This window comes from Roseibacillus ishigakijimensis (assembly GCF_016595415.1).
Classification (GTDB): Bacteria; Verrucomicrobiota; Verrucomicrobiia; order Verrucomicrobiales; family Akkermansiaceae; genus Roseibacillus; species Roseibacillus ishigakijimensis.
Map to the genome: position 1 here is coordinate 23,055 of NZ_JAENIO010000034.1, position 22,511 is coordinate 45,565.

The 22,511-nt window shown below is 59.1% G+C and carries 20 protein-coding genes; 12 read left to right on the top strand and 8 right to left on the bottom strand.

What is annotated here, in order from left to right:
* Positions 1–39: 39 nt before the first annotated feature.
* Positions 40–1,110, bottom strand: a complete 1,071-nt coding sequence (locus JIN78_RS12420; protein WP_200392296.1) for a peptidylprolyl isomerase — start codon at positions 1,108–1,110, stop codon at positions 40–42.
* A gap of 3 nt (positions 1,111–1,113) precedes the next feature.
* A complete protein-coding gene (locus JIN78_RS12425; protein ID WP_200392297.1) occupies positions 1,114–2,376 on the bottom strand; it encodes a valine--pyruvate transaminase in 1,263 nt (420 codons plus the stop codon).
* Between the two features lie 94 nt (positions 2,377–2,470).
* Here JIN78_RS12425 and JIN78_RS12430 point away from each other — a divergent pair, with 94 nt between their 5' ends.
* Together JIN78_RS12430 and JIN78_RS12435 are read left to right on the top strand one after the other, a co-directional pair.
* Positions 2,471–2,965, top strand: a complete 495-nt coding sequence (locus JIN78_RS12430; protein ID WP_200392298.1) for a redoxin domain-containing protein — start codon at positions 2,471–2,473, stop codon at positions 2,963–2,965.
* A 104-nt stretch (positions 2,966–3,069) separates the two neighbouring features.
* Positions 3,070–4,203, top strand: a complete 1,134-nt coding sequence (locus tag JIN78_RS12435; protein WP_200392299.1) for a hypothetical protein — start codon at positions 3,070–3,072, stop codon at positions 4,201–4,203.
* Here JIN78_RS12435 and JIN78_RS12440 read toward each other — a convergent pair.
* Positions 4,184–5,062: an A/G-specific adenine glycosylase gene (locus tag JIN78_RS12440; protein ID WP_200392300.1), complete on the bottom strand. Its 879-nt coding sequence runs from the start codon at positions 5,060–5,062 to the stop codon at positions 4,184–4,186. The two genes, JIN78_RS12435 and JIN78_RS12440, sit on opposite strands and share 20 nt — an antisense overlap.
* Positions 5,063–5,437: 375 nt before the next feature.
* Here JIN78_RS12440 and JIN78_RS12445 point away from each other — a divergent pair, with 375 nt between their 5' ends.
* From JIN78_RS12445 to thrC, 6 genes are all read left to right on the top strand, one after another.
* Positions 5,438–5,755 carry an HU family DNA-binding protein gene (locus JIN78_RS12445; RefSeq protein WP_200392301.1) on the top strand — a complete coding sequence of 106 codons (318 nt, stop codon included), beginning with the start codon at positions 5,438–5,440 and terminating at the stop codon, positions 5,753–5,755.
* Positions 5,756–5,769: 14 nt separating this feature from the next.
* A complete protein-coding gene (locus tag JIN78_RS12450; protein ID WP_200392302.1) occupies positions 5,770–6,330 on the top strand; it encodes an SRPBCC family protein in 561 nt (186 codons plus the stop codon).
* A 31-nt stretch (positions 6,331–6,361) separates the two neighbouring features.
* Complete coding sequence (locus tag JIN78_RS12455; protein WP_200392303.1) at positions 6,362–6,868, top strand: septal ring lytic transglycosylase RlpA family protein; 507 nt, start codon at positions 6,362–6,364, stop codon at positions 6,866–6,868.
* A 118-nt stretch (positions 6,869–6,986) separates the two neighbouring features.
* Entirely contained in the window at positions 6,987–7,955 is a 969-nt protein-coding gene (locus JIN78_RS12460; RefSeq protein ID WP_200392304.1) for a homoserine kinase, read from the top strand.
* 9 nt (positions 7,956–7,964) lie between these two features.
* The gene (locus JIN78_RS12465) at positions 7,965–8,639 is read left to right on the top strand and encodes a Uma2 family endonuclease (protein ID WP_200392305.1); all 675 of its coding nucleotides are present in this window, start codon (positions 7,965–7,967) and stop codon (positions 8,637–8,639) included.
* Between the two features lie 19 nt (positions 8,640–8,658).
* Positions 8,659–9,987, top strand: a complete 1,329-nt coding sequence (thrC, locus tag JIN78_RS12470) for a threonine synthase (RefSeq protein WP_200392306.1) — start codon at positions 8,659–8,661, stop codon at positions 9,985–9,987.
* Between the two features lie 56 nt (positions 9,988–10,043).
* Here thrC and JIN78_RS12475 read toward each other — a convergent pair whose 3' ends face one another.
* The 5 genes from JIN78_RS12475 to JIN78_RS12495 form a co-directional block, all read right to left on the bottom strand.
* Positions 10,044–15,092, bottom strand: a complete 5,049-nt coding sequence (locus JIN78_RS12475) for a DNA repair ATPase (RefSeq protein WP_200392307.1) — start codon at positions 15,090–15,092, stop codon at positions 10,044–10,046.
* Between the two features lie 168 nt (positions 15,093–15,260).
* Entirely contained in the window at positions 15,261–15,710 is a 450-nt protein-coding gene (gene tnpA, locus JIN78_RS12480; RefSeq protein WP_200392308.1) for an IS200/IS605 family transposase, read from the bottom strand.
* A gap of 130 nt (positions 15,711–15,840) precedes the next feature.
* A complete protein-coding gene (locus JIN78_RS12485; protein WP_200392309.1) occupies positions 15,841–17,874 on the bottom strand; it encodes a flotillin family protein in 2,034 nt (677 codons plus the stop codon).
* Between the two features lie 24 nt (positions 17,875–17,898).
* The gene (locus JIN78_RS12490) at positions 17,899–18,504 is read right to left on the bottom strand and encodes a hypothetical protein (RefSeq protein WP_200392310.1); all 606 of its coding nucleotides are present in this window, start codon (positions 18,502–18,504) and stop codon (positions 17,899–17,901) included.
* A gap of 125 nt (positions 18,505–18,629) precedes the next feature.
* Positions 18,630–19,298 (bottom strand): hypothetical protein, encoded by a 669-nt coding sequence (locus JIN78_RS12495; RefSeq protein WP_200392311.1) that lies wholly within the window; start codon positions 19,296–19,298, stop codon positions 18,630–18,632.
* Positions 19,299–19,410: 112 nt separating this feature from the next.
* Between JIN78_RS12495 and JIN78_RS12500 the strand changes: the two genes are divergently transcribed.
* The 4 genes from JIN78_RS12500 (at position 19,411) to JIN78_RS12515 (ending at position 22,367) form a co-directional block, all read left to right on the top strand.
* On the top strand, positions 19,411–19,851 hold the full coding sequence (locus tag JIN78_RS12500) for a c-type cytochrome domain-containing protein (protein WP_200392312.1): 441 nt from the start codon (positions 19,411–19,413) through the stop codon (positions 19,849–19,851).
* Between the two features lie 7 nt (positions 19,852–19,858).
* Positions 19,859–20,170, top strand: a complete 312-nt coding sequence (locus JIN78_RS12505; RefSeq protein ID WP_200392313.1) for a DUF971 domain-containing protein — start codon at positions 19,859–19,861, stop codon at positions 20,168–20,170.
* Positions 20,171–20,254: 84 nt separating this feature from the next.
* Positions 20,255–21,325, top strand: coding sequence for a mannose-1-phosphate guanylyltransferase (locus JIN78_RS12510; protein WP_200392314.1), 1,071 nt, complete (start codon positions 20,255–20,257; stop codon positions 21,323–21,325).
* A gap of 481 nt (positions 21,326–21,806) precedes the next feature.
* Positions 21,807–22,367: a peptidase associated/transthyretin-like domain-containing protein gene (locus tag JIN78_RS12515; RefSeq protein WP_200392315.1), complete on the top strand. Its 561-nt coding sequence runs from the start codon at positions 21,807–21,809 to the stop codon at positions 22,365–22,367.
* Positions 22,368–22,511: the final 144 nt, after the last annotated feature.

Consider the following 22,511-nt stretch of genomic DNA (forward strand, 5'->3'; position numbering starts at 1 on the left):
TCACGAGGAACTGACCACGGAAGCCTTGGGGCCCCCCGCTCAGAGGCTCCATGGCCGCTTGAGCACGTCGCGAAAGATCTCCAGATGATTTCCCTCCCGGCGCCGGAGGTTCTGCAGATACTCACGCACGCCATTCTCACGCTGGCGATTCGCCAAGGCCACTTGCAGCTCCTGCCGGATTTCCGCAAAGCTCCGCTCCCGGGCCGGCTTCCGCTCCAAGACCTCGACCAAGTGCCAGCCGAGGGACGTGCGCACAAGGCTGGGCTCCTTCCCGGAAAGAGCAAACAAAGATTCCGCGAAATCCGCTGGCAAGCGCTCCCGGCTCATCCACCCCAAATCCCCTCCCCGCTGCCGACTGCTGGCATCCTCACTGAATTCCTCCGCCAGTTGGGCAAAATCCCGCCCGTCTCGGAGAAGCTCGCGGACTTCTTCCAACTCTTGCCGGGCTCCGGCGTCGCTCTTCTCTCCGCTCGCGGTGGCGATGAAGACGTGCCGGGCCCGCAAACGCTCCGGCAGTGTGAAGTGATGACGGTTTTCCTCGTAATAGGATCGAATCTCGCTCTCGGGAATTTCCAACGCAACATAGCGCTCCAGATAGGCCTCTTGTTCCAGTTTTGCCCGCACCCGGGCGATCAATTCCTCCTCGCCCTGCCACCCTTGCGCCGCCAGAGCCTCGCGCAGGACTTGCTCGTTCTCGAAGCGCGCTTTGAAGGCCCTCACCTCCGCCGCCAGCTTCTCCGGGGAAACTGAAATTTCGGCCAAATTATGGCGCACCTTGATGCGCAGGAAGTGCTCATCAAAGAGCCGGTCCAAGGCCGCCAGACGGTGAAGAAACAACTCGTCGGCGGTCAGCTCGGCCGCCGCCCGCCCCTGCTTCCAGAGGCGGTCGCGCACCGCCCAATCCACCTGAGTCAGGAGAATGGGCTGATAATAAACCCGGGCCGCCACCCCCCGCGCGGTCACCTCCGCCACCGCCTTTTCGCTTCGTGGATCGGAGTCCTTGAGCGCCCCCTGCAAGGGCCCCTTGAAGACGAACAGATCGAGAAAAAGATAGAGGAGAGCCAATCCGTAAAGAACGGCTCGAATGGGGGCTCCGGAATCCACTTTCATTCCCTAGTCCTGATAGGCTGCGGCGACTTCTTCCGCGATGATGCGCAGGCCCTCCCGCACCACTTCGGCGGGCATGGTGAAGGTGACCCGAATGCACTCCCGCCCGTGGGCCCAATCCCTTTCTTCTCCGAAAAAGAAAAACTCTCCCGGCACCACCAGGACCCCTCTCCGCTGGCAGCGCTCGTAGAGCTCCCGCGAGCTAATGGGCAGCCCTTCAAACCAAAACCAGAGGAAGAGCGCCCCCTCGCTACGATGAAAATAGTAAGTAAGTTCGGACGGAAAAAACTCGCGGGCCCAAGCTTGGGCTTGTCGCGATTTTTCCTCATAGAAGGGCTTCATGACCTCGTTGGAAAGGCGGAGCAACTCGCCATTCCCGAGGAGAGGGGCGACGATGGCCTGGCCCACATTGTTGTTCGCGAGGCCCACCACCCCGGTCATCTCGGCGAGAGCCCGGGCCACCTCCTCGCGTGCCACCACGATGCCGGTGCGGGTGCCGGGAAGGCCCAGCTTGGAAAGACTCATGGTCACAATCAAATCCTCGTCCCAGACCGGGCTGGCTTCGCCAAAAATGACATTGGGAAAAGGGGCTCCGTAGGCATTGTCGATGATGAGCGGAATCCCGTGGGCGGCCGCGAGCTGACGCAGGCGATCGATTTCCTCATCGAGCAGGAGGTTGCCGGAGGGATTGGTGGGGCGGGAGACACAGATGGCCGCGACGTCATCGCCCACTTCCAGGGCATCGAAGTCGATGGTGTATTTGAATTCATGGGGCCCAGTTTTTTCGATGTGCGGGCGGAAAACCCGGAAAATATCGCTCCCCACCGACTGGTCGCTGTAGCCAATATATTCCGGCACGAGGGGAAGCAGGATTTTCTTCTGTCGCCCATCGGGCATCTGCCCCGCCAAGCTATTGAAGAGGAAAAAGAAAGCCGTCTGTCCCCCAGCGGTGACCGCGATATTCTCGGGCCCCACCGGCCAGCCGAACTCACGATTCAGCATCGCGGCGAGAGCCTCGCGGAAGGCTCCTCCTCCAGCCGGGGCTTCATAGCTGCCCAGGACTTTGCGCAGCTCGCCGGATTCCTGGATTTCGCGCCAGCGGCGTTCCCACACCGCCTCCACTTCGGGGATGTGGGCGGGTTGACCTCCGCCGAGCATCTTGATGTCGCCCCCACCGGCCATGGCCTCTCCCAGATTCGTCATCAGCTCGGCGATGCCACTGCCATTACCCAGGCGCTTGCCGAACTCGGACCATTCCCACGTCTTCATGGCGCAACGTCATATCCTTCCCCTTCCCGCTTGGCAAACCGAAGTCCTCCTTTAGACTGTCGGTGGTTCGAACAAGCAACCCATCTGACAAATTATGGCACTTTCCACTGGCACTCCAGCACCCGATTTCACCCTCGTCACCAAAGGCGCGGACGGCCCCGAGCTCTTCAAGCTTTCCGAGCACATTGGGCAGAAAAACATCGTCCTCCTCTTTGTCCCCATGGCTTTCACGAGCGTGTGCACGGACGAGTTCTGCGATCTCAGCAACAAGCTCGGCGATTACGAAGCTCTCGACGCCACCGTGGTCGGCATCTCCGGCGACAGCCCCTTCGCCCAAGCGGAATGGGCGGCCAAGGAGGGCATCAAGCTTCCCCTCCTCTCCGACTACGAGCACGAGGTCGCCAAGGCTTACGATGTCGCTTACGAGCAGTTCCTCCCCGAGGCCAACCTCATCATGGGTGGCGTGGCCAAGCGCTCGGCCTTCGTCATCGATAAGGAGGGCATCATCCGCTATGCCGAAGCTCAGGACCATCCCAAGGATTTGCCCGACTTTGCCAAGGTGCAAGAGACCCTCAAGTCCCTCTCCTGAAGCCCGGCACACGACTCCTCTTCAGCAGGCGAACGGCTCCCCGTTCGCCTTTTTTATGGAGCTAACTGCTTGCCTACATCCCCCGCTTTCCCGATGCTCTCAGCATGAAGGTCCTCGGCATCCTCCTCCTCGCTCTCACCCTCCCCCTGCCGGCCTGCTACTGGGACCGCGACACCCTTCGCGCCGAACTGGGTGGTCACCTCGATACCGTCAAAACCCTCGTTGGCTGGTTCGACCGCTACCCGCCCCTTTACTACGAAATGAGACTGGCGCGGGTCACCGCCGAGCTAGCCAAGAATCCGGAGAAGGCCGCTCTCTACGATGATGCCGCCGTAGCCTGTGATCGACTGGGGCGCTCGGACGAAGCCATTGCCTGGATGGAAAAGAAGCAGCGCCGAGCCGAGGAGGAAGCCGTAGCCCCCGGCGCTCCCACCACCCGCTACAAAACCCTCGCCAACCTCGGCACCTTTCACGCCCATCGCTGGCTCAGTGCCAAGAAGGCCGACCCCGCCACCTCCCGCGCGGACTTGGACCGAGCGATTTCCTTCATTGAACAAGCCATCGCCGAGTATCCCGCGGCCCACTTCAACCGCGAGAAATATCAGCTCGAGGTCCTGCAATGGCTGGGTGGCGACGAGAATCGCCTCCCCTCTCGGCAAGAAATCTTCCCCGGGCGCAGCTCCCTCACAGCCAGCGAATTGGCGGAGAGGGAGGCAGGCTTTCTCGGTCTCATTCAACTCGGAGCCGCTTGGGAGAGCCCGGACCTCTTTCTCCTCCTGCAAAAAGTTTATCTCGCCCAAGAGAGAGCCCATCCCCGCCTCCTCGCCAACCTCCGGGTGGCCGAGCTCCTCCACGACGGAAAGACCCTTCTCCACCCCGGCCTCAAGCCCCTCTTTCGCGACCCGGCCGAGATTAGCAATGGAAGCACCTTCCTCGAGCCTCCCGCCTTCAATCAAACGCTGGCCTACTTTGAAAAAGCCCGGCGAGCGACCGAAGAGCGCGACCAAGCCCGGGGCCGCTATCTGCAAGCACGCCTGACCCAGGGCCAGCACCCCGACACCGATCCCGACTTCTGGCAACACTGGCAAGAACCCGCCTTTCCGCCCCTTCCCGTGACCCTCACCAGCGGCTCAATTACCATTTGGATTTTTGCGGCAGGGGGAGTCCTCATCCTCGCCCTCGTCCCCGCTCTTCGTTGGAAGAAAGGCCTTTCCCTCCTCAATCCACAAGATCGGTGAGCACTTTCTTCACCGGTGCCACCAGTGGCAACCTGGCAAGTTCTCCCACCGGAACCCACTCTTCCTCCTCCTGCCGCCGATCGGCAATCGCCCCCACGGCCGCATAAACCTGTAGGGTGACCCGGTGCTTGGTGATGGCATACTTGCTGGTGTGGACTAGCTCCAAATCAGCCACTTCCTCCTCCTCGCGGAGGGGCAGGCGATAGAATCCCCGGCGCCGGCTACCCGACTCGCGAGCCAGAAGAATCTTTCCGGCCCGGCGAGCAAAAAGGGCATACTCCGTCACCACCACCGTCTTGGCTTTGCCCTTCTTGCGAGGCAACCCCTCCGGCTCCCGCGTTTGACAAAATTCTGCCAGGGGGCAGCTCGCGCAAAACGGTTGCCGGGGACGGCAGAAGACCTGCCCCACCTCCATCAGAGCCGAATTATAAAGACGGGGGTGCTCCTTATCGAGAAGCAGTCCTGCCCACTCCCACAACTGCTTACGTCCAGCGGTGGTATCAATCTCGACCGCCGAATCAAACAACCTCGTCAGCACCCGGGCAATATTGCCATCGACAATGGGGGCCGCCTCATTGAAGGCGAAGCTGGCAATCGCACCCGCAGTATAAGGCCCCACCCCGGGCAGGGTCTCCAGCTCGGCCGCCGAACGGGGAAACTCTCCCCCCCAGTCAGCCAGCACGGCCCGCGCGGTCTTTTGCAGATTGCGAACCCGATTGTAGTAACCCAAGCCCTCCCAAGCCTTGAGCAACTGCTCCTCCGGCGCATCTCTGATAGATTGGAGATTAGGAAATTCCGCCAGAAACTTCTCAAACCGATTCCCAGCCCGCACAGAGGCCACCGTCGTTTGCTGCAGCATGATTTCAGAGATCAAAATCGCCCAAGGATCCCGGGTCTCACGCCAGGGATGAGCTAGCCCGTTGGCGAGAAACCAATTCCGTGCATTATTCCGAAATTTTTCTCTTTCACTGAGTGTATTGTAGCGGCAAGGTGATTTCAACACGAGACCACCCCGGCATGCCTCCGAAGCGCTGAAAAGACAAGAACCATGTCACCAAGCGAAAAAAGTGATGGCCTTCCGGGGTTTTCTCCGCAAAATACCGAGCCGTAACGACAAACAACTATAAGATGCAAAAGTTTTGGCTAGCAATATGAGCTAACATGTGTTGCCTTCCTTAAAACAACATTGCCTCTTCGGCTGTTTCGAAACCAACCACACAAACCATTCTTTCCTATGCCAACAGTAACAAAAAGAGATTTGGTCAATCGCATTAGCAACCTCACGGGCCTGACCCAGCAACAAGTCTTCGAAGTGGTGCAGACCACTCTCGACGAGATCACCAGCGACCTTTCCAAGGGCGACACCGTGGTGATGCGCAACTTCGGAACTTTCGAAGTGAAGGTCACCAAGGCAAAAGTCGGTCGCAACCCGAAGGATCCGGCCAAGGACGTGCCCATCCCTCCCCGCGCGGTGGTGAAGTTCAAGCCCGGTAAAGAGATGAAGGAGAAAGTCGCTCCCGTGCTTCCCATCGTGCAAGAACGCGGACAATAAGCGTCTCTCCCCTCTTGGCAGCGCGCGCCCCCGAGCGCGCTTTCTCTGCCTCCTTGGAAGCCAACCCCGCTTCTCTATCTCTCTTGCCTCTCATCACTCTCACCACCAGGATCAAGGCCCCCATCAAGCGGGTTTTCGATCTCTCGCGCAGTATTGACCTGCATTTGCAACACTCCAGCCAACAGGGCGAGCTCGCGATCTGCAATCGCACCAGCGGCTTGATTGGCGAAGGAGAGGCCGTCACTTGGAAGGGCACCTTCCTCGGCTTCCGCCAATCCTTCACTCTCCGCATCACGGAGATGGAAAGCCCCCATCACTTCACCGACGAAATGGTGAAAGGGCCCCTCCTCAGGATGAAGCACCTCCATCACTTCGAAGAGGAGAAAGGACGCACCCTCCTCACTGACGAATTCGACTTCCAATCCCGTGGCGGCTTCACCGGTTGGCTCCTCGAGAATTCTTTCCTCACCGCCTACTTCCGTCGGGGCCTCGCCGAACGCAGCGAGGTCATCAAGCGCGTGGCCGAGAGCGAGGACTGGAAGAAGTTCCTCCCCGCCGACACAGCCAGCGATTGAGTCCCCTTTTCCCGCCCGCTAGAGTGAGGCCATGAAGCGAGCCTCCCTGATTCTTCTTCTCCTTCTGGTTGCCGGACTGAGCTCCTGCGGAAGAGGCGGTTACGAGGGTTACCAGACGCGATCCTACACCATCCGAGGTGTTCGTTACCACCCCCTTCCGGTGGAGCAGGCCCTGCACTACAAAGAGCGCGGCATCGCCTCCTGGTATGACGAATCCTCCTTCCTCGGGCTCAAACGTGGCAACACCTCCCTGGGGGAAAAAGTGATGCCCTGGGATGTCTCCGGAGCCCACAAGACCCTACCCCTGCCCAGCCGGGTGAAGGTCACCAACTTGCAGAACGGCAAGGCTCTCAAGCTGCGCCTCAACGACCGCGGCCCCTTCATCCCCGGTCGCATCATCGACCTCACCCCCCGCGCCGCCCGCAAACTGGGCTTCCAAGAGCAGGGCCTCACCGAAGTCGAGGTCGAGGTCCTTTCTGTGGGTGACGGCTCCTACCAGCGCAAGGCCAAGCGAGGCTTTTCTTTTTGGCCATTCTAACCACAAAGAAGTCAAAACCCTTCGCGAAACCTCTTTTGTGCCTGTTGGGCAGGAAAAAACCGCTCTCTTTCCCCATTCTTCAAGTTGTCGCGCCCGATGGGAGCTGCTAAGGACCGCCATGCCTGCGGCAAAATCTCACTCGGAAGTCACCGTCTTCGCGCCCGCCACCGTTGCCAACGTGGCCTGCGGCTACGACGTGCTTGGATTCGCCATCGATGCCCCCGGGGACTACATCACCGCCCGTCACGCCGACAAGCCCGGCCTCCGCATCACCGCCATCACCGGTGACGAGGGGAAATTGCCCCTCGATCCGCAGAAGAACACCGCCACCGTGGCCGCCCTCGACCTCCTCCACCACCTCGGGATGAGTGATCGCGGCATCGAGCTGGAGATCCACAAACGCATGCCCTTCGGTTCCGGGCTCGGCTCCTCCGCCGCCTCCGCCGTCGCAGGAGCCTACGCGGTCAACAAGCTCATCGGCGAACCCCTTTCCAAGAAGCAGCTCCTTCCCTTCGCCATGACGGGCGAGGCCTCCGCCGACGGGGCCTGGCATGCCGATAACGTGGGTCCCTGTCTCCTCGGGGGCATCGTCTTCATCCGCGACAATGACGAGCTCGACGTGGCCCAGCTGCCCGTGCCCGACAATCTCTGGGCCGCAGTGGTCCATCCCGACATCGAAATCCTGACCAAAGTGGCCCGCGAAATCCTGCCCAAGGAGATTCCCCTCGCCAATGCCACCCAGCAAATCGGCAATCTGGGCGGCCTCCTCTGCGGACTCATCCAGTCCGACTACGGACTCATCAGCCGGAGCATCCACGACGTCATCGCCGAGCCCCGCCGCCAGAAGCTCATTCCCGATTTCTACAAGGCCAAGCGCGCCGCCATGGCCGCTGGCGCCCTCGGCTTCTCCATCAGCGGAGCGGGCCCCTCCGTTTTTGCCCTTTGCGAAGGCCAGGAGATTGCCGAGGAGGCGGGCGAGGCCATCGCCAAGGTCTTCAACGCCATCCCACTCAGCAACCAGGTCCACATTTCCCCCGTCAACCGGCAAGGGGTGCGGGTCGTGGACAAGGTGCCCGAAATCGCGTAATTTATCGGCATGACGCCCCTCGAAGAACTGCTCGAACCCCTGCGGCACTCCCCCGAGCTGCCCCAGGTGGTGGACGCGCTCCAACGCCAGCTGGCTGAGGAACGCCAACGCCGCCAAGAGTTCTATCAAGAGATGACCCCCGAGGAAAAAACCGAGTTCATCGACGGCGAAGTCGTTCTCCATTCGCCCGCCAAGAACAAACATCTGGAAATCACGGGCAACATTTTCACCCTCCTCAAAACCTTCGTCAGCCTCTATCAGCTGGGTACCGTGAAGGCTGAGAAATGCCTCACCGTCTTTCCCCGCAATGATTACGAACCCGATGTCGTCTTCTTCGGGCCGGAAAAAACCGCTACCTTGCGCGACGACACCATGCGCTTTCCCGTCCCCGATCTGGTGGTGGAAGTGCTCTCCCCCTCTACCGAAGAACGCGATCGCGGCATCAAATACGCCGACTACGCCGCCAACTCGGTGGCCGAATACTGGATCATCGATCCAGAGGCCGGGGTCCTGGAGCAATACCTCCTGCAGGATGGCCGCTACCAGCTGGCCCTCAAATCCGGCTCGGGCACGCTGAAGAGCACGGTCATCCCCGGCCTGCGCTTCCCCCTCGAAGCCGTCTTTTGCGAAGAAGACAATCTGGCCGCCCTGCGCGAAATGATGAAGCCCGTCTCCTCATCCTAACCTTCTCCCACCACACCCGATGCCAACCCAGTTTTATTCCACCAACGACCGCAACAATGTGCAGCCGCTCAGGGAGGCCGTGCTGCGCTCCCTCCCCGCCGACCGCGGCCTCTACATGCCCGAGGAAATCCGTCCCTTGCCAGAGAGTTTCTGGCAAAATTGGCGCGACCTCTCTCTGGGCGGACTCGGCTTCGAGGTCACCCGCCACCTTCTGCAGGGCACCCTTCCCGAGGAGGAACTCAAGGCCCTGGTGGAAGAGGCCATCAATTTTCCCGCCCCCCTGCACCAGCTCACCGAGGACCTCTCCGTGCTGGAGCTCTTTCACGGCCCGACCCTGGCCTTCAAAGACTTCGGGGCCCGCTTCATGGCCCGCCTGATGGGCTTCCTCACCAAGGACGATGGCCGCGACCTCACCGTCCTGGTAGCCACTTCGGGAGATACGGGAGGAGCCGTAGCCAGCGCCTTTCACAAGGTCCCCGGCACCAAGGTCGTCATCCTCTACCCCAAAGGCGGGGTCTCCGGTCTGCAGGAGAAACAGCTCACCACCCTGGGAGACAACATCACCGCCCTCGAGGTGGCGGGCACCTTTGACGACTGCCAACGTCTGGTGAAAGCCGCTTTTGCTGACCGGGAGCTTTCGGAGCGCCTCAATCTGACTTCGGCCAACTCCATCAACATTTCACGCCTCATTCCGCAGTCTTTCTACTACTTCGAGGCCGCGCGCCAAGTGCCCGAAGGGCAAAAGCCTACCTTCATCGTGCCTTCGGGTAACTTCGGCAACCTCACCGCCGGTCTCCTCGCGCAAAGACTGGGTCTGCCGGTGGAAAAATTCGTCGCCGCCACCAACACCAACGACGTCGTGCCCCGCTACCTCATGAATGGAAACTACGAGCCGCGTCCCAGCGTGGCCACCATTTCCAATGCCATGGACGTGGGCGCGCCTTCCAACTTTGCCCGCATGGTGGACCTCTTCGCCCGCCCCGGCAATCCCACCGCCCGGACTCTCAGCGACGCTGATGCTGCCGACGAGATGGCCCGCCAGCTCGAAGGCCTGGCCTACACCGACAAGGCTACCCGCCAAGCTATCCGCGAAGTGTGGGAAAACTATCGCTACGCCCTCTGCCCCCACACCGCCGTGGCATACCTCGCAGCCAAGGATATCACCACCCCCGGCCACAAGGTCATCCTCTCCACCGCGCATCCTTCCAAATTCCTCCCCACCATGGAGGAGGAGCTGGGCAAAGGCGCGGTCACCGTCCCCGAGCGTCTCGCCTGCCTCGCGGAAGAGAAGAAAGTGGCGCAGGAAATCGAGCCCGACGAAGCGACCTTCCTCACCTGGCTCGGCTAGCAGTCGGTTGAAAAAGGAGGGAATGAAAAACGGCGAGCCATGTTGTCGGCAGGCTGCTAATCTCCCTGCTCCACGCTGGGCTGGATGTCGATGGGCGAAGCGCTCTTCTCAATGCTTTCAATAGAATCGTCCTCGTCCTGCACGGGAACGACCTTGATGTCGACCTGCACCGGCACCGCCCGCAGGCCCGAGATGATCTCGCGCAACTGAGCAACGGTTTCTTCCGTAAGAGACTGCGGCTTGGCGTAGTGGCTACCAGCTTGCATGATGCCCTGCTCGATGGAGGAAAGACCTTCGCGAAATTCCTGCAACTGGGCCACCACCCGGGCCACCGGGTCGTTTTCGCCCGCCCCTCCGAGGAGCTTCTGCTTGCGGAACTCTTTCTTGATCTCGGCCCACCGGGCCGCCTCTTTCTCGCTCAAGAGCCCTTCCATCTCCCGGAATTTCAACAAATTGGCCTCCGCTCCGGTGGTCAGGTTCTGGGCCTCATTTTCATAGTGGGAGACCACCAGTTCCTGCAGCTCCCCGTCCGTCATCAGGGGCACCACCTTCTCCGCGATGCGGTTCATATTCCGATAGGAGCCCTGCAGTTTGAAGGCGGGCTCGGTGCGGTAGGCATCCTCCTGCGCGGCACTGGCGATGTATTCCAGATTCACCCGCAGAATGGTATCGCGCACCTGATAGAGCAACTTCATGCCGCGCACGAACTCTTCGATCTCACCTGGCGTATAATTGCTCTCGAAGTCCACTTCCTCCAGCTCGGCCCCCGCGGCCATCTTCATCACCGCCCGCACGTCCTTCAGCCCGCCCTGTGCCAGACTGGCCAGCGACTTGTTGGAGGTGAGACAGTTTTCAATATAGCTGTCTTTGAAGGCCGACTCGTGGCTGCCGAGAATGTCGCCCAAGTTGTAGGTATCGGCCCGGTTGGCCAACATGTCGGGAATCTGGAACTTCCCCCCGCTCTCGGTGTAGGGATTGCCCGCCATCACCACCGCCACTTTTTTCCCCTTCAAGTCGTAGGTCTTAGCCCGCCCCTGATAGACCCCTTCGATCTTCCGCTGGGCATCACAGAGACTGATGAACTTCTGCAGGAACTCGGGGTTGAGATGCTGAATATCATCGAGATAGAGCATCACATTATCCCCCATTTCCAGGGCCAGGTTGAGCTTCTCGAGCTCTTCTCCCGCCGAGCGATCACCCGCCTGGGCGGGATCCAACGAGGTGACATGGTGCCCCAGAGCCGGTCCATTGACCTTCACAAAAGTCAGCCCCAGGCGATTGGCCACATACTCCATCAGAGTGGTCTTTCCGTAGCCAGGCGGGGAAATCAAGAGCAAGAGCCCCATCCGATCGGTGCGGGAATCCGCGCCCGCCGTGCCAATTTGTTTGGCCAGATTGTCCCCGATGACCGGTAGGAAAACTTCATCTAACAAACGGTTACGAACGAAGGCACTCATCACCTCGGGTTTGAGTTCCTCCAACTTCATCTCCTCCCGCTTGACCGCGATCAATTCCTTCTTGCGGGTTTGAAACTGGTGATAGAGGGGCAAGACTTCATCGCGGAAGTTGGCGACTCTTTCGCGAAAATCGTTGTAGTGAAGCTCCAGCACTCCCCCTTCAATCCGGGGATGGGAACCGCGCAGCCCTTCAATGGTCAGGGCCAAATCGAGATGGCGAACCTCCCGCTGCTCGTGGCCACCCCGGGCCAAATGAGCCGCCGCTTCCACGAGAATCCCCGTAGCGACCTCCTCCCCGGCCACTCCCCGCAACCAATCCAGCGCCAGGGCATGGCGGGACTCGGCCCGGCTCAATTCCGCCAGTGCCTTATCAAAGTCCTCGCCCGCGCGCTTGGCGGTGAGCTCATGGCGCAAGTGTTTGATCACATCCGCAGCCCCTTGCGAAACGACAAAACCGTCCCCCTCCCGCAATTGGGCAAAGAGATATTCCGCCACCTGGGCCGCCGTCACCCGTCCGGCAAACCGCGATCGCGCCAATTGCCCGGCCAACTCGTCCGCCAGGGCCAGCTCCAGCTCGTGGCGACCCGCCCCCCGATCAGCAAAGACTTTCACTCGCCGGCCATGCCCCGCAATCAAGCGGGCAATCTCGGCCCGACCTTCCTGATCCCGATCGGTCCACAACACCATCCCGGCCCCCCGCACCAGAGGGCTGAAGCGCAGCAGCCCAGCCTCCCGCGCAAGCGGCCAGAGGGCCGCCAGAATACGGGCGGCATCCTCGTCGTGAACCCCTTTGACATAGCCCTCGGCATAACGGGATTGCATGAAACCCTGCACCCCGGGCAGGAAGTCCGCGGCACTCTCCCCTTCCCACTCCTTATCTAACAGAAGGCTGACCAGCCACTCTCCCCGATAGAGGTCGGGACTCTCGCTGGCCACTTCCAGATTCCACACCGCCTTGCTTTCGGTGAAGGCCGCATCCTCAATCTTCTCAAAAAAATCGGTGCCCGCGAGATGAAACCACATTTCCCCGTCCCTCGGCACGATGGAGAGCTCGAGCTCGCGCGTATTGACCCCAAAGGCATGCTGGCCCAGCCGAATAACGTTCTGGCCATCCACATACAGCTCCTTGCGATCCTTCAGCTGGCGGGCGGCATCCTCACGGAGGGTTTTCAGCCGGGTGCGGAGATCATCCGCCTTCACCCGATCGCCGAGACCCTGCAAGTCCGCGACCACCCCGCGCACCTTTTCCACCATCAGGTCACCCGCAAAGTAACCATTGATCTCCTCCAGATTTTCAAAGGACTCCAAGCGACGCTCAATGCCTCCCAGAATGCGCTCGGCAGACCGCAGGAGGGAGCCCGCGCGGCGATTGCGCTCATCGATCAGCTGCTGCTTGCGACCCTCAAAGGCTTCGTAAACTTCCTCGCGCTTACCGGCCAACTCCTCAACATAGTCATCAAACTCCGCGAAACGCCCCTCCAGCTCTTCGAGCTGAATCATCAGCTTGGTGAGCGACTCGTCACACTTCTCCGGGGTGTCGCAGACCTCCAGATAATTGACCACCGCTTGCGAGATCAGCTTCATCTGAGCGCTGAACTGGGCCACTCCCTCGGATTTGGCCAAGTCCGTGCGCTTGTTCTTCAGGTCCGCCCGCACCCCGTTCAACTCAGCGTAGATACTAGAAATGCCGTCGATAATGGCCGTGGTCTGGGTGGCGTCCTCGATCTTGAGATTGCCAACGATCTCGATGAGCAGCTCCAGCTCACTCCCGGCCTTATCGAGAGCCTCGGCCACCTCGTCCGCCTCAGTGACCTTCGCCAGATCGGGGATGCGCCGTCCCTGCTCAGTGACCGCCTCCCGGTAGGGCGAGAGGGCCTCCTCCTTGAGCAGGAAGGCCACCGTTTTCCCGGAAGTGGCTTCGCTGGCCTCCACCAGCCGGCTCTCCAAGTCGGAGATCACCTCCTCAGGAGCATAGCGCACCTCGCGCAGGCCAATGACCTCACCCCGCCGGGTGCGCAGCTCCGAGAGATGATGAACGAAGCCGAAAATATCATCAGGCGCGGAGTGGCGCACTTTCCCCAAGAGCGCTTCCACCGCCTCCTTGACCTCCCGGGTGCGTTCGCTCGCCGCTTGCCGCTGGGCACGCACTTTGTCGAACTCGGCGAGCGCGGACTGGGCCGCCCCGTTGATTTCCCGCAGGGGCAAGGACAGCCGGGCCGTTTCCTCCTTATCCAACCAGAAATAGGAATCGAGGAGATCGTTGGTCCGCTTGACCAGGTCGAGATAGAGTCCACCGTAGTTGTCATCCTTGCCTAACAAAGTGAGCACCTCCCGGCACTCCGACATCCCGCGCACCAGGTCGGCATTGCCCACTTTGAAGAGATAGGAGCTCTGGTCCTGCTGCTGCCGGGCCAAGGCCTCCTCACTGAGATAGGGCGTGGTCCAGACTTGCAAGGAATGGTGCTTTTGGGCCGCCTCCTCGGTCTTGAAATAAACCAGTTCGCCATTGGGAAAGAGCGAATAGCCATTGCAAATGACGGGAGAATCGACGGTCTGGCTAATCAGGTTGTAGGAAAGGAGAACATAGTCACCACTGACCCGATTATAGAACACAAAGAGCGTGTCCTCTCCATTGGCCGAGACCACGCGGCGCTCGAAGACCATGTTGGAGAGCGCGGTATCAAAGATCTTCACCTCCCCGGTCAGGAGGAGATAGCCATTGGAAAAAATGAGGCCCTGCTCGTCGGGCAACAGCACACAGGAATGCCCGATGGCATCGATGCGCTTCACCTCCCGGGTCTTTTCGTTAAAGACCAGATAGCGATGCGACTCCTCGCGATAAGGCAAAATCTTCAACAAGACCAAGGGGCCGACCTCGGCATAGAAGATTTCGGCATCGTCCAGAGACTGGTCCGCATCCTCCACCGGCTCGGCGTAGATCCCCTCACCGCTTTCGGTATTGTCCTCGATCTTGATGGTGAGGTCGCCGCCCACGGTTTCCACAAAGACCCGGTCATTGATGGAGACATGGGGGTGAAGGCCCGCGCGCTGCATGTCGCGATGGGCTCGCTTCCACTCGAATTCCTGCTGGGGCGGGTATTGAAACTCGTGATCGAAACGATTCCCGAGATACTCAAGATGGCCGTCACCAGGGCGCAGCCACTTGAAGGTTTTGAAGTCGTCAACACTCTTGCCAATCCGCATCTTGAGATAGAGATGCGGCCCGATCACCATGAATTTGTTAAAAACGGTCTCTTTGTAATACTTATAGAGATATTTGAAATCATCGGAAAAAGCCGAGTCGGAGAGAATCTCCTCAATGGGGAGAGGATGGAAATGATGCCCTTCCGGATCATACTCGTAGGCCGCGAAAACATCGGAAATCTCGGTGGTCTGTTTAAGCCCGAATTGAATATTGTAGCCGAAAAGAAAACGGTTTCCTCCCACCGCAATGAGGTCGCGGGGCACGCAATTGTGCTCGGTGGTCACCCTGTCGGTGGCCACGAGAGCAGTTTCGATCGCGCCGAAGATCTCCTTGCGGGACTCATTGAGCTGGCCCAGGCGCGAGCGGAGGTCCTCGCCATGCTTCTCGAGCCGGGCCCGAATGACCTCATAACTCCCTCCTTCTAATTGTTCGGTATTTGACATTGTTCAATCAGCCCTCCACGGGGCGGTAGCAGTTGCACATTCGAGCAGAAGTCCCGCAGGGACGGTCAGAAAGTAGCCGGGGGCAAGAGAGGCACGAACGCGGCCCCCGGTCCCCGTCGGAAAAAAGCACGTCCTCTGCAGGAGGACCAGAAGCGGGTAAATGAGCATTCATCCCCAAAGGTAGCGTTCATCATACTCGACCAATCCTCTCCGCAAGAAGGCCAGATATTCGTCTTCAAAGCTCAGCTTCCGATGGTGCTCCTCTTGGGAGAGAACATACTGGCGCACCTTCTCCAGATCGGGGGCCCCCACGGAAAAAGCACCATATCCAGATTGCCAACCGAAGGCCTTGCGTTGGAGCTTGCCTTTGATCCATTTCGAAGAATCAGCTTTCAGGTCTCTCATGAAGTCCGACAGGCAATGGGCAGGCCGCAACCCGACCAGAAGGTGAACGTGATCAGCCACTCCACCCACCGCATGAGGGACCCCTTTCAACCCTCTCACCACCCCTCCCAGATAGGCAAAAAGCGGCGGCCGAAAGTCCGCTTCAAACCAAGATTCCCGTTTCCGGGTGGAAAACACAAGATGATAGTGGAGAGAGGAATGTGTTGAGCCCATCGATTCGTTATTCTTTACCTTCCAAGAGAGTTTCTTGCGCTCTTCCAGAGCGCGCTCTCTCCGGGGATTCTTTCCCCGGGGGCTTCACCCCCGGCTACTTTCTGCTGTTCCCTTCGGGACCTCATGGTTTTCACCCCAACTTTTTCATCACCTCCCCGGCCTTGGCGTCGGAGAGGCCAAAGCGCTCGGCGGCACCCAACATCCCGATGAGACTGGTGCGCTTCTCGCCGCTGGATTCACTGATGAGCTTGCTCAAGAGCGCGGACAGGGAAAGGTTCTTGAGGTCCTCGGAATCGACGCCGAAATCCTGGATCCATCCGCCCAACTGGCTCTTGAAATAATCGGGATCGCCATTGAAGAAGGTCTCCTTGACGTCGTCGATGACCCGGCTGTTGTCCACCACCCGGTCGACCACTTTGCCCGTGGTGATGGCGCGGGTGATGCGATCGAAGAACTCGGTCTCGCCTCCCACGATATCGATCTTGGCGCTCTTGAGAGCCTCGCCCACCACCTTGGCCTGCTCGGCGGCAATCTGGCGCTGGACATCGATCTCGGCCAGTTCGACCGCTTTCTCTTTCTCCAGCTCAAGCTTGAACTCTTCGTGCTCTTGGCCCGCTTCTTCGAAGAGCTTCATGGCGGCAGCCTTCAGCTCGATAGCTTCGGCGTCGGCCAGGCCCTTGGCCTTGAGCACTTCCGCTTCGCCCAGCCCCATAGCGGCGGCTTCCTTGGCAATCGCTTCCGCCAACAACTTCTTGGCGGCGGCCTCCTTGGCGGAAGCCGTCTCCTCCGCTTCGGCCGCGATGATGCGCTGCTCGGCCTTCATTTCGGCCGCCTGACGACCAGCTTCGGCCTCCTTGAGCACCTCGTAGGCTTTCTCGTCGGCCGCAAATTGCGCCGCTTCCTTCTGGGCTTCGGCTTCCTTGATGCGGCCAATGAGTTTCTCCTGCGCCATCGCTTCGGCAAGGGTGACAGTGACCTGCTTCTGCCGATCGGCGGTGGCAAATTCCTCGGTGTCCTTGATGCGTTGTTGCTCTTCAACGACCGTTTTCTCGACCGCCACCCGCTCGCGGATAACTTCCTGGATTTCCTTCTTCTGCACCTCGACCGCTTTCTCAGCTTCGATGCGCTTCAGTTCGGTGACCCGCTCGCGTTCGATTTCCTCCAACTTGCGCTCGCGTTCGACGCGCTCCAGCTCGACCGCATCGGTGCGCTCTTTGTTGCGCAGGGCGACGAGAACCTGACGTTGCTTGTTCTCGTCGGCGATCATGATCTCCTCTTCAGCCGCGATGCGGGCCTGTTCGCTGCGCTGACGCTGCTCTTCGCGAATCTTGGCCGTTTCCGCCTCTTCGCGGGCGCGCACGGTTTCCACTTCGCGCTGCTGCTTGGCTTCAGTCTCGGCCAGTTGACGCTCCAGTTCGAGAATGGCTTCGCGGGCTTCCACATCCTGTTGCTTGATGACGCGCTCCTTGTCGCGCTCGATGTGGTTGGAGAGCTTCTTCTGCTCGGCAGTGAGGTGGGTGATTTTCTTAATCCCCTCGGCATCCAGAATGTTGTCCGGATCGAGCATCTCCACCGGAGTCTGTTCCAAGAAGTCGATGGCCGCGTCATCGAGAATGAAGCCATTGAGGTCGGTGCCAATCACCTTCAGGATCTCATCGCGGAAAGTGTCGCGATCTTCATAAAGCGAGATGAATTCGAAGCGTTTCCCGACGGTCTTGAGGGCTTCCGAGAACTTGGCATCAAAGAGCTTGCGAATCTCGTCCTCGGAGGAAGCCCGATCGCAGCCCACACTCTCAGCCACCCGCAGGACATCCTCGGAAGCATGATTGACGCGCACGAAGAAGGCGACCTTGATGTCGGCCCGCATGTTGTCCTTACAAATGAGTCCGTTACGACCCGTGCGATCAATTTCGATGCGCTTGAGGGAGATATCCATGTAGTCGGCGCGATGGAGAACGGGCACGACGAGACCGGCATTGAAGATCACCTTGGTGCCGCCCTGACCGGTGCGAATGAGGGCCGTGCCTTTCTCCACCTTCCGGTAGAAACTGGTCACGACAAAAATGCCGAGGGCAAGGATTCCCAAAACGGCCAGGATGACCACGAGGACGATGGAGCCTCCCAAATCCGGCAGGAAGGCCAAGTGCAGCATTGATGTTTTCATAGTTTGATAAAGTTTGCGGTCTAGTTACGAGAGGTCACCTTCCTCAAAGGCCCGGACGAGATACTTGTCACGCTCCGGATCGTAGTCGTAGACCAGAATGCGATCGCCCCGCACAAGGGAATCGCGGCCTTCGGGAAGAATGGCGTTCAGCAAGGCCGGAGCCCCTTGTCCGCGGGGAACCTCCACTTGTCCGAAATCGGCATCCAGCACTCGGCTCTTCACGGTCCCGGAAAGGCCGATGAGCGGCTCCTGGTGCTCGTCGTCATACTTCAACGAGCGCAAAAATGGACGTAAAGGCTGGGTCACTCCTTTCACCAGCAGCGCGCTAAGGATGAAATTCGGCAGCAGCAATCCGACGGCCACCAACCCGCTTTCACCCGGATTGAGGCTCGCATTGGCAAAGATCGAGAGGGCCCACATGAAGAGAATGAGCAGGCTCAAGACGATCATGAGGGGCACATCCTGCGCATTGACGAAGCGGAGGAGGAAACCGAGGAAGCCATCACCTCCGGCACTGGCGGAATCGCCTTCGGTATCGGCATCCAGATCGAAATCAAAGCTATCGAGATCGACGGCCCCGGCCGCGCTGAGGACCCAGTAGAGACCGACTACAAACAACAGTCCGGTCAATGGTAAATTATAGCCTAACAACGAATGCTCCCAAAGCTCTATCACGATGGGAGCATTGAAGGGAGAAAGTCACCGGAAGACGATTACAAAGCGCATAAAGTTTTGCAGCGCGGAAAATGGGAAAACTAGCGCCGGGCCCGGGGATTGACGAAGGGATTGTTAGAGCCATAGAGGCACCAGGGGCCCCGGGGCACGTGCTCAATCTCGACAAAACGCCAGTGCACCTTTTGCCCGGACTTGAGGCCCATGTAATCGCGCACGGCGGGAGAAACATCGATGCCAGCGCCACCATTCTTGGTGTTTTTGGGAGGCTTGTTCATGAAGACAAACTCCCAGTCGGTGGTGTTGAAAGGCCCGCAATCTTCCCATTGGGCATAGCAAACCTTGCCATTGCGCGCGATCTCCACCCAGCGGCCGCGGCAGACCGTCTTGCCCGGTTCAGGGCGATAGCGGGCGAACCAGGGAATGACCTTGGAGGCCTCGGGCTTGTGCATGCGATGGTTCACCACATCATTGTAGGGCAGGGCGATATAGAAAGGGTTGAGCTTGGGAGTGAAGGCCTTGGGGAGATAGCCACGCCGGGCCGAGGGATCAGGATCGTCGTAGCCGCCGTAGTTGGCCTGCCAATTGACATCCCAAGAGGACTTGTTGTTCGGGGTGGGATTGCGCGAAGTGGGCTTTTCCCCAATCCAGAAAATGGTAGCCGTAGTCCCGAGGTGCCAGGGGTAGCGCGGGATGCCCCCCTGCATGGCGGGAGCCTGGGAAGCCCGCCGGTGAGCACTGGGAGCGGTCACGGTCGGCCCCTGGGATTGACCCCAAAGAGGAAGAACGGTCAGGAGCAAAAGGAAAAATTGACGAGACGGCATGCTGGGCAAGTAGGATTTCCGTGATTATAACAGCGAACAGATGAGAGCGACAACCAGCATTCTGATGGCCGGCGGCCTGCTATTGGCCTCCTGCGGACCCAACGATGATTCCGAGAGCAAGCTCAAAAGTCGTCCAGTCCTCAGTCCCCGACTGCAAGCTGAGACTCAGTCTTACCTCGATTTCGCCCGTCATGTGAAGCCCATTTTGGAAGAGCGTTGCGTTTGGTGCCACGATGGCAGCGACAAGAAGATGCCCTACTCGCTGGTCAATCGGGAAAAAGCCTTTGCCGGCAAGCGCATCGTGCCCGGCCAGCCGGAAAAAAGCCTCCTTTACCTCGCCGCCAGTGGAGAGCACCCCACCCTACAGATGCCGGCGGTGGGCGTGCAGGTAGCCGCTACGGACCTGGAGGTGCTGCGACGTTGGATTGCCACCGGCGCAGTCTGGCCCATGGGAAGCGCGGGCGAATTGAGAGGACGCTGAAGAAGTCATGGAAACCACCCAAATCAAGAACCTGGCTCTCATCGGAGACGAACTCGCCCTCGCCTGGTCCGATGGCCAGGAGAGCTATTTCAACCTCGCGACCCTGCGCAAGGCCTGCCCCTGCGCGAACTGTCAGGGGGAGCCGGACGCCCTCGGCCGCGTCATTCGCCCCACCGTCACCCACGGCCCGCGCGCCTACGAGCTCGTCAGCTGGGAGATTGTCGGCGGCTACGCCCTGCAACTGCGCTGGGGGGACGGCCATGCCACCGGACTCTACACCTTCTCCTACCTGCGCTCGCTGACACAGGAGCCAAGCTGACGCCTTTTCCTGAATTTCTGGCGATTTTTTCTCCCTCCCGATTGGGGCTTCAAATGGAGGCGGGCTTTTGTAGTATCCCGCGCGATGTCCAATTACGCACTCATTCTAGCCGGTGGCTCCGGCACCCGGTTCTGGCCTCTTTCCCGCAACCGGCAACCGAAACAACTCCTCGATCTCTTTGGCGACGGCACTCTGCTGGAGCAGACCATTGCCCGCTTGGAGGGCCTCGTGCCCCATGAAAACATCTTCATCCTGACCAATGAGGTGCAGGAAGCGAAGACCCGCGAAGTCGCCTCCATGCTGCCAGCGGAGAACATCTTTGCCGAGCCCGCCAAACGCGACACCGCTCCCGCAGTCGCTCTCGGCATCGGACTCATCGCGGCCCGCGATCCCGATGCCACCATGATGGTCTTACCCGCCGACCAGCTCATCCGCGATACCGCCGCCTACCAACAAGTGATGCGCGACGCGGTTGCGGTCGCCGCCCAGACCGAAGCCCTCGTCACCGTCGGCATCAAGCCCACCTGGCCATGCCCGAGCTACGGCTACATCGAGCGCGGCAACAAGGCCACCATCACCGGCTGCGAAGTCCAGAACGCACCCTACGAGGTGAGCCGTTTCCGCGAAAAGCCCGCCCCGGAACTCGCTGAGAAATTCCTCAAAGCCGGCAATTTCGCCTGGAATGCCGGAATGTTCATCTGGTCGGTGCCCACCGTCCTTGCCCAGCTGGAAAAACACGCTCCCGAGTTGCGCAAGTTTGTGAAGGAGCTTTGCCGTTCCTCCGACCTCACTGCCACAGTGGCAGCCCAGTTCCCGGAGCTGACCCCGATTTCCATCGACTACGCCCTCATGGAAAAAGCGGAGCGGGTGCTCAATATCGAAGCCACCTTCGACTGGGATGATGTCGGCTCTTGGATCTCGGTCGCCAAATACCTCGACCAGCAGGGCGAGACCAATGCCACCAACACCGACCTGGCACTGATTGAGGCGGAGAACAACATTGTCTTCAACAATAACAAAGGGGTGAAAGTCGCTCTCCTCGGCGTCAATGACCTCATTGTGGTGCAAACGGAAGACGCCCTTCTCGTCGCCAACCGCCATCAGGCCGACGCCATTAAAAAGCTCTCCGACCAACTGCCCGAAGGACTGCTGTAGGCAGGGCGACAGGGAGGTGAATCTCCCGCACCACCCTCCAGAAACTGAAAAAAGCATGGAAAAAGGTCCGGCGGGAAACTGCTCGGACCTTTCTTTTTGGGCCCTTCGACACCATCGCCGCCCTCTTCGAAATCAGCGATGCCCCCGTGCAGACTTACGACAAACTCGTCCTCCGCCCCACCTGGAGGTCAAGATATCCGACTATTCCGCAATGCCTGACAATCGACCCGTTCCAAGATTTTCGGATCAGGAAGAGAAACGATAACGATTTCTTTCGTCTTGCGGCAGCATCGGGAAATCAGTAAATTAAGCTTTGAATCAGAGACTTCCGCAAATGACTAACACCAAGCCCCCAACACCCACCCAAATAACGGACATTCTCAACAACCGTCCTGCTTCTATCGCAGCATCGTCGTGCTAAGAATGACTTTTCGACTAAAAATATTCTAAGGGAATCTAAACTCGAGTGTCCTACTATTGTATGAAAATCATCATGTTAATAGCAATTGTCTCTCTTTTGGCTCCACAGGGTCTAGCACAAGATACATTGAAGAGCTTTAGAGCGCTCTCACAAGAGAATATTGGAGGTGGAGTTGACGGTCGGAAAGAGTGGGCGAAGGAGAAGGCGCATCCTGGTTATGTTTGCGTTTCTACTAGTGGAATTGCTTGGGTCTATAAGTCTCCACCTTATACTGGAGGTGGACATGGCGATGGTATTTCTCCACTAAAATTTTATGGTCGAGTCGTGGATTCCGAGCTCAATCCATTGAAGGGTGCTTCTGTCGCAGAGAAACCTGTCGATCTTGGAGATGGAAGATTATCCCTCTCTAAGAAGGTTATGACAGACTCAAAGGGAGCCTTTCTCCTTGGGTCCTTCGTTGGTGCTGCGCTTTCATTGGGAGAATATGAGGGTGATGTCTATCAGTCAGATTTTAAGACGTTTGTTGTGAGCTGTGAGGGATATGAGAACCTTGAAATTACTGTTGGATTTGGTTGTCCTGAAGTCTTTATTCAACTAACGCCTATCAAGGTTGACGACTAATTAAGCCGATGCCGAACAAACCACTGAGGCCAACTGACAAGTGATTTTTAGGAAAACTGTTCACCGAGTTTGGGGTGGGTTTTCTTGATTGTTTCGATGGTTTTGAGGAGTGGGCTGTTTGATTTTTCCAGGGCTTTGAGGTAG

Coding starts and splice junctions, on each gene's coding strand:
- thrC (WP_200392306.1), top strand. CDS start 8,659: ATGCCAACCCAGTTTTATTCCACCAACGACCGCAACAATGTGCAGCCG.
- JIN78_RS12440 (WP_200392300.1), bottom strand. CDS start 5,062: ATGCTGCAGCAAACGACGGTGGCCTCTGTGCGGGCTGGGAATCGGTTT.
- JIN78_RS12455 (WP_200392303.1), top strand. CDS start 6,362: ATGAAGCGAGCCTCCCTGATTCTTCTTCTCCTTCTGGTTGCCGGACTG.
- JIN78_RS12510 (WP_200392314.1), top strand. CDS start 20,255: ATGTCCAATTACGCACTCATTCTAGCCGGTGGCTCCGGCACCCGGTTC.
- JIN78_RS12475 (WP_200392307.1), bottom strand. CDS start 15,092: ATGTCAAATACCGAACAATTAGAAGGAGGGAGTTATGAGGTCATTCGG.
- JIN78_RS12515 (WP_200392315.1), top strand. CDS start 21,807: ATGAAAATCATCATGTTAATAGCAATTGTCTCTCTTTTGGCTCCACAG.
- JIN78_RS12500 (WP_200392312.1), top strand. CDS start 19,411: ATGAGAGCGACAACCAGCATTCTGATGGCCGGCGGCCTGCTATTGGCC.
- tnpA (WP_200392308.1), bottom strand. CDS start 15,710: ATGGGCTCAACACATTCCTCTCTCCACTATCATCTTGTGTTTTCCACC.
- JIN78_RS12445 (WP_200392301.1), top strand. CDS start 5,438: ATGCCAACAGTAACAAAAAGAGATTTGGTCAATCGCATTAGCAACCTC.
- JIN78_RS12465 (WP_200392305.1), top strand. CDS start 7,965: ATGACGCCCCTCGAAGAACTGCTCGAACCCCTGCGGCACTCCCCCGAG.
- JIN78_RS12420 (WP_200392296.1), bottom strand. CDS start 1,110: ATGAAAGTGGATTCCGGAGCCCCCATTCGAGCCGTTCTTTACGGATTG.
- JIN78_RS12425 (WP_200392297.1), bottom strand. CDS start 2,376: ATGAAGACGTGGGAATGGTCCGAGTTCGGCAAGCGCCTGGGTAATGGC.
- JIN78_RS12430 (WP_200392298.1), top strand. CDS start 2,471: ATGGCACTTTCCACTGGCACTCCAGCACCCGATTTCACCCTCGTCACC.
- JIN78_RS12435 (WP_200392299.1), top strand. CDS start 3,070: ATGAAGGTCCTCGGCATCCTCCTCCTCGCTCTCACCCTCCCCCTGCCG.
- JIN78_RS12505 (WP_200392313.1), top strand. CDS start 19,859: ATGGAAACCACCCAAATCAAGAACCTGGCTCTCATCGGAGACGAACTC.
- JIN78_RS12460 (WP_200392304.1), top strand. CDS start 6,987: ATGCCTGCGGCAAAATCTCACTCGGAAGTCACCGTCTTCGCGCCCGCC.
- JIN78_RS12485 (WP_200392309.1), bottom strand. CDS start 17,874: ATGAAAACATCAATGCTGCACTTGGCCTTCCTGCCGGATTTGGGAGGC.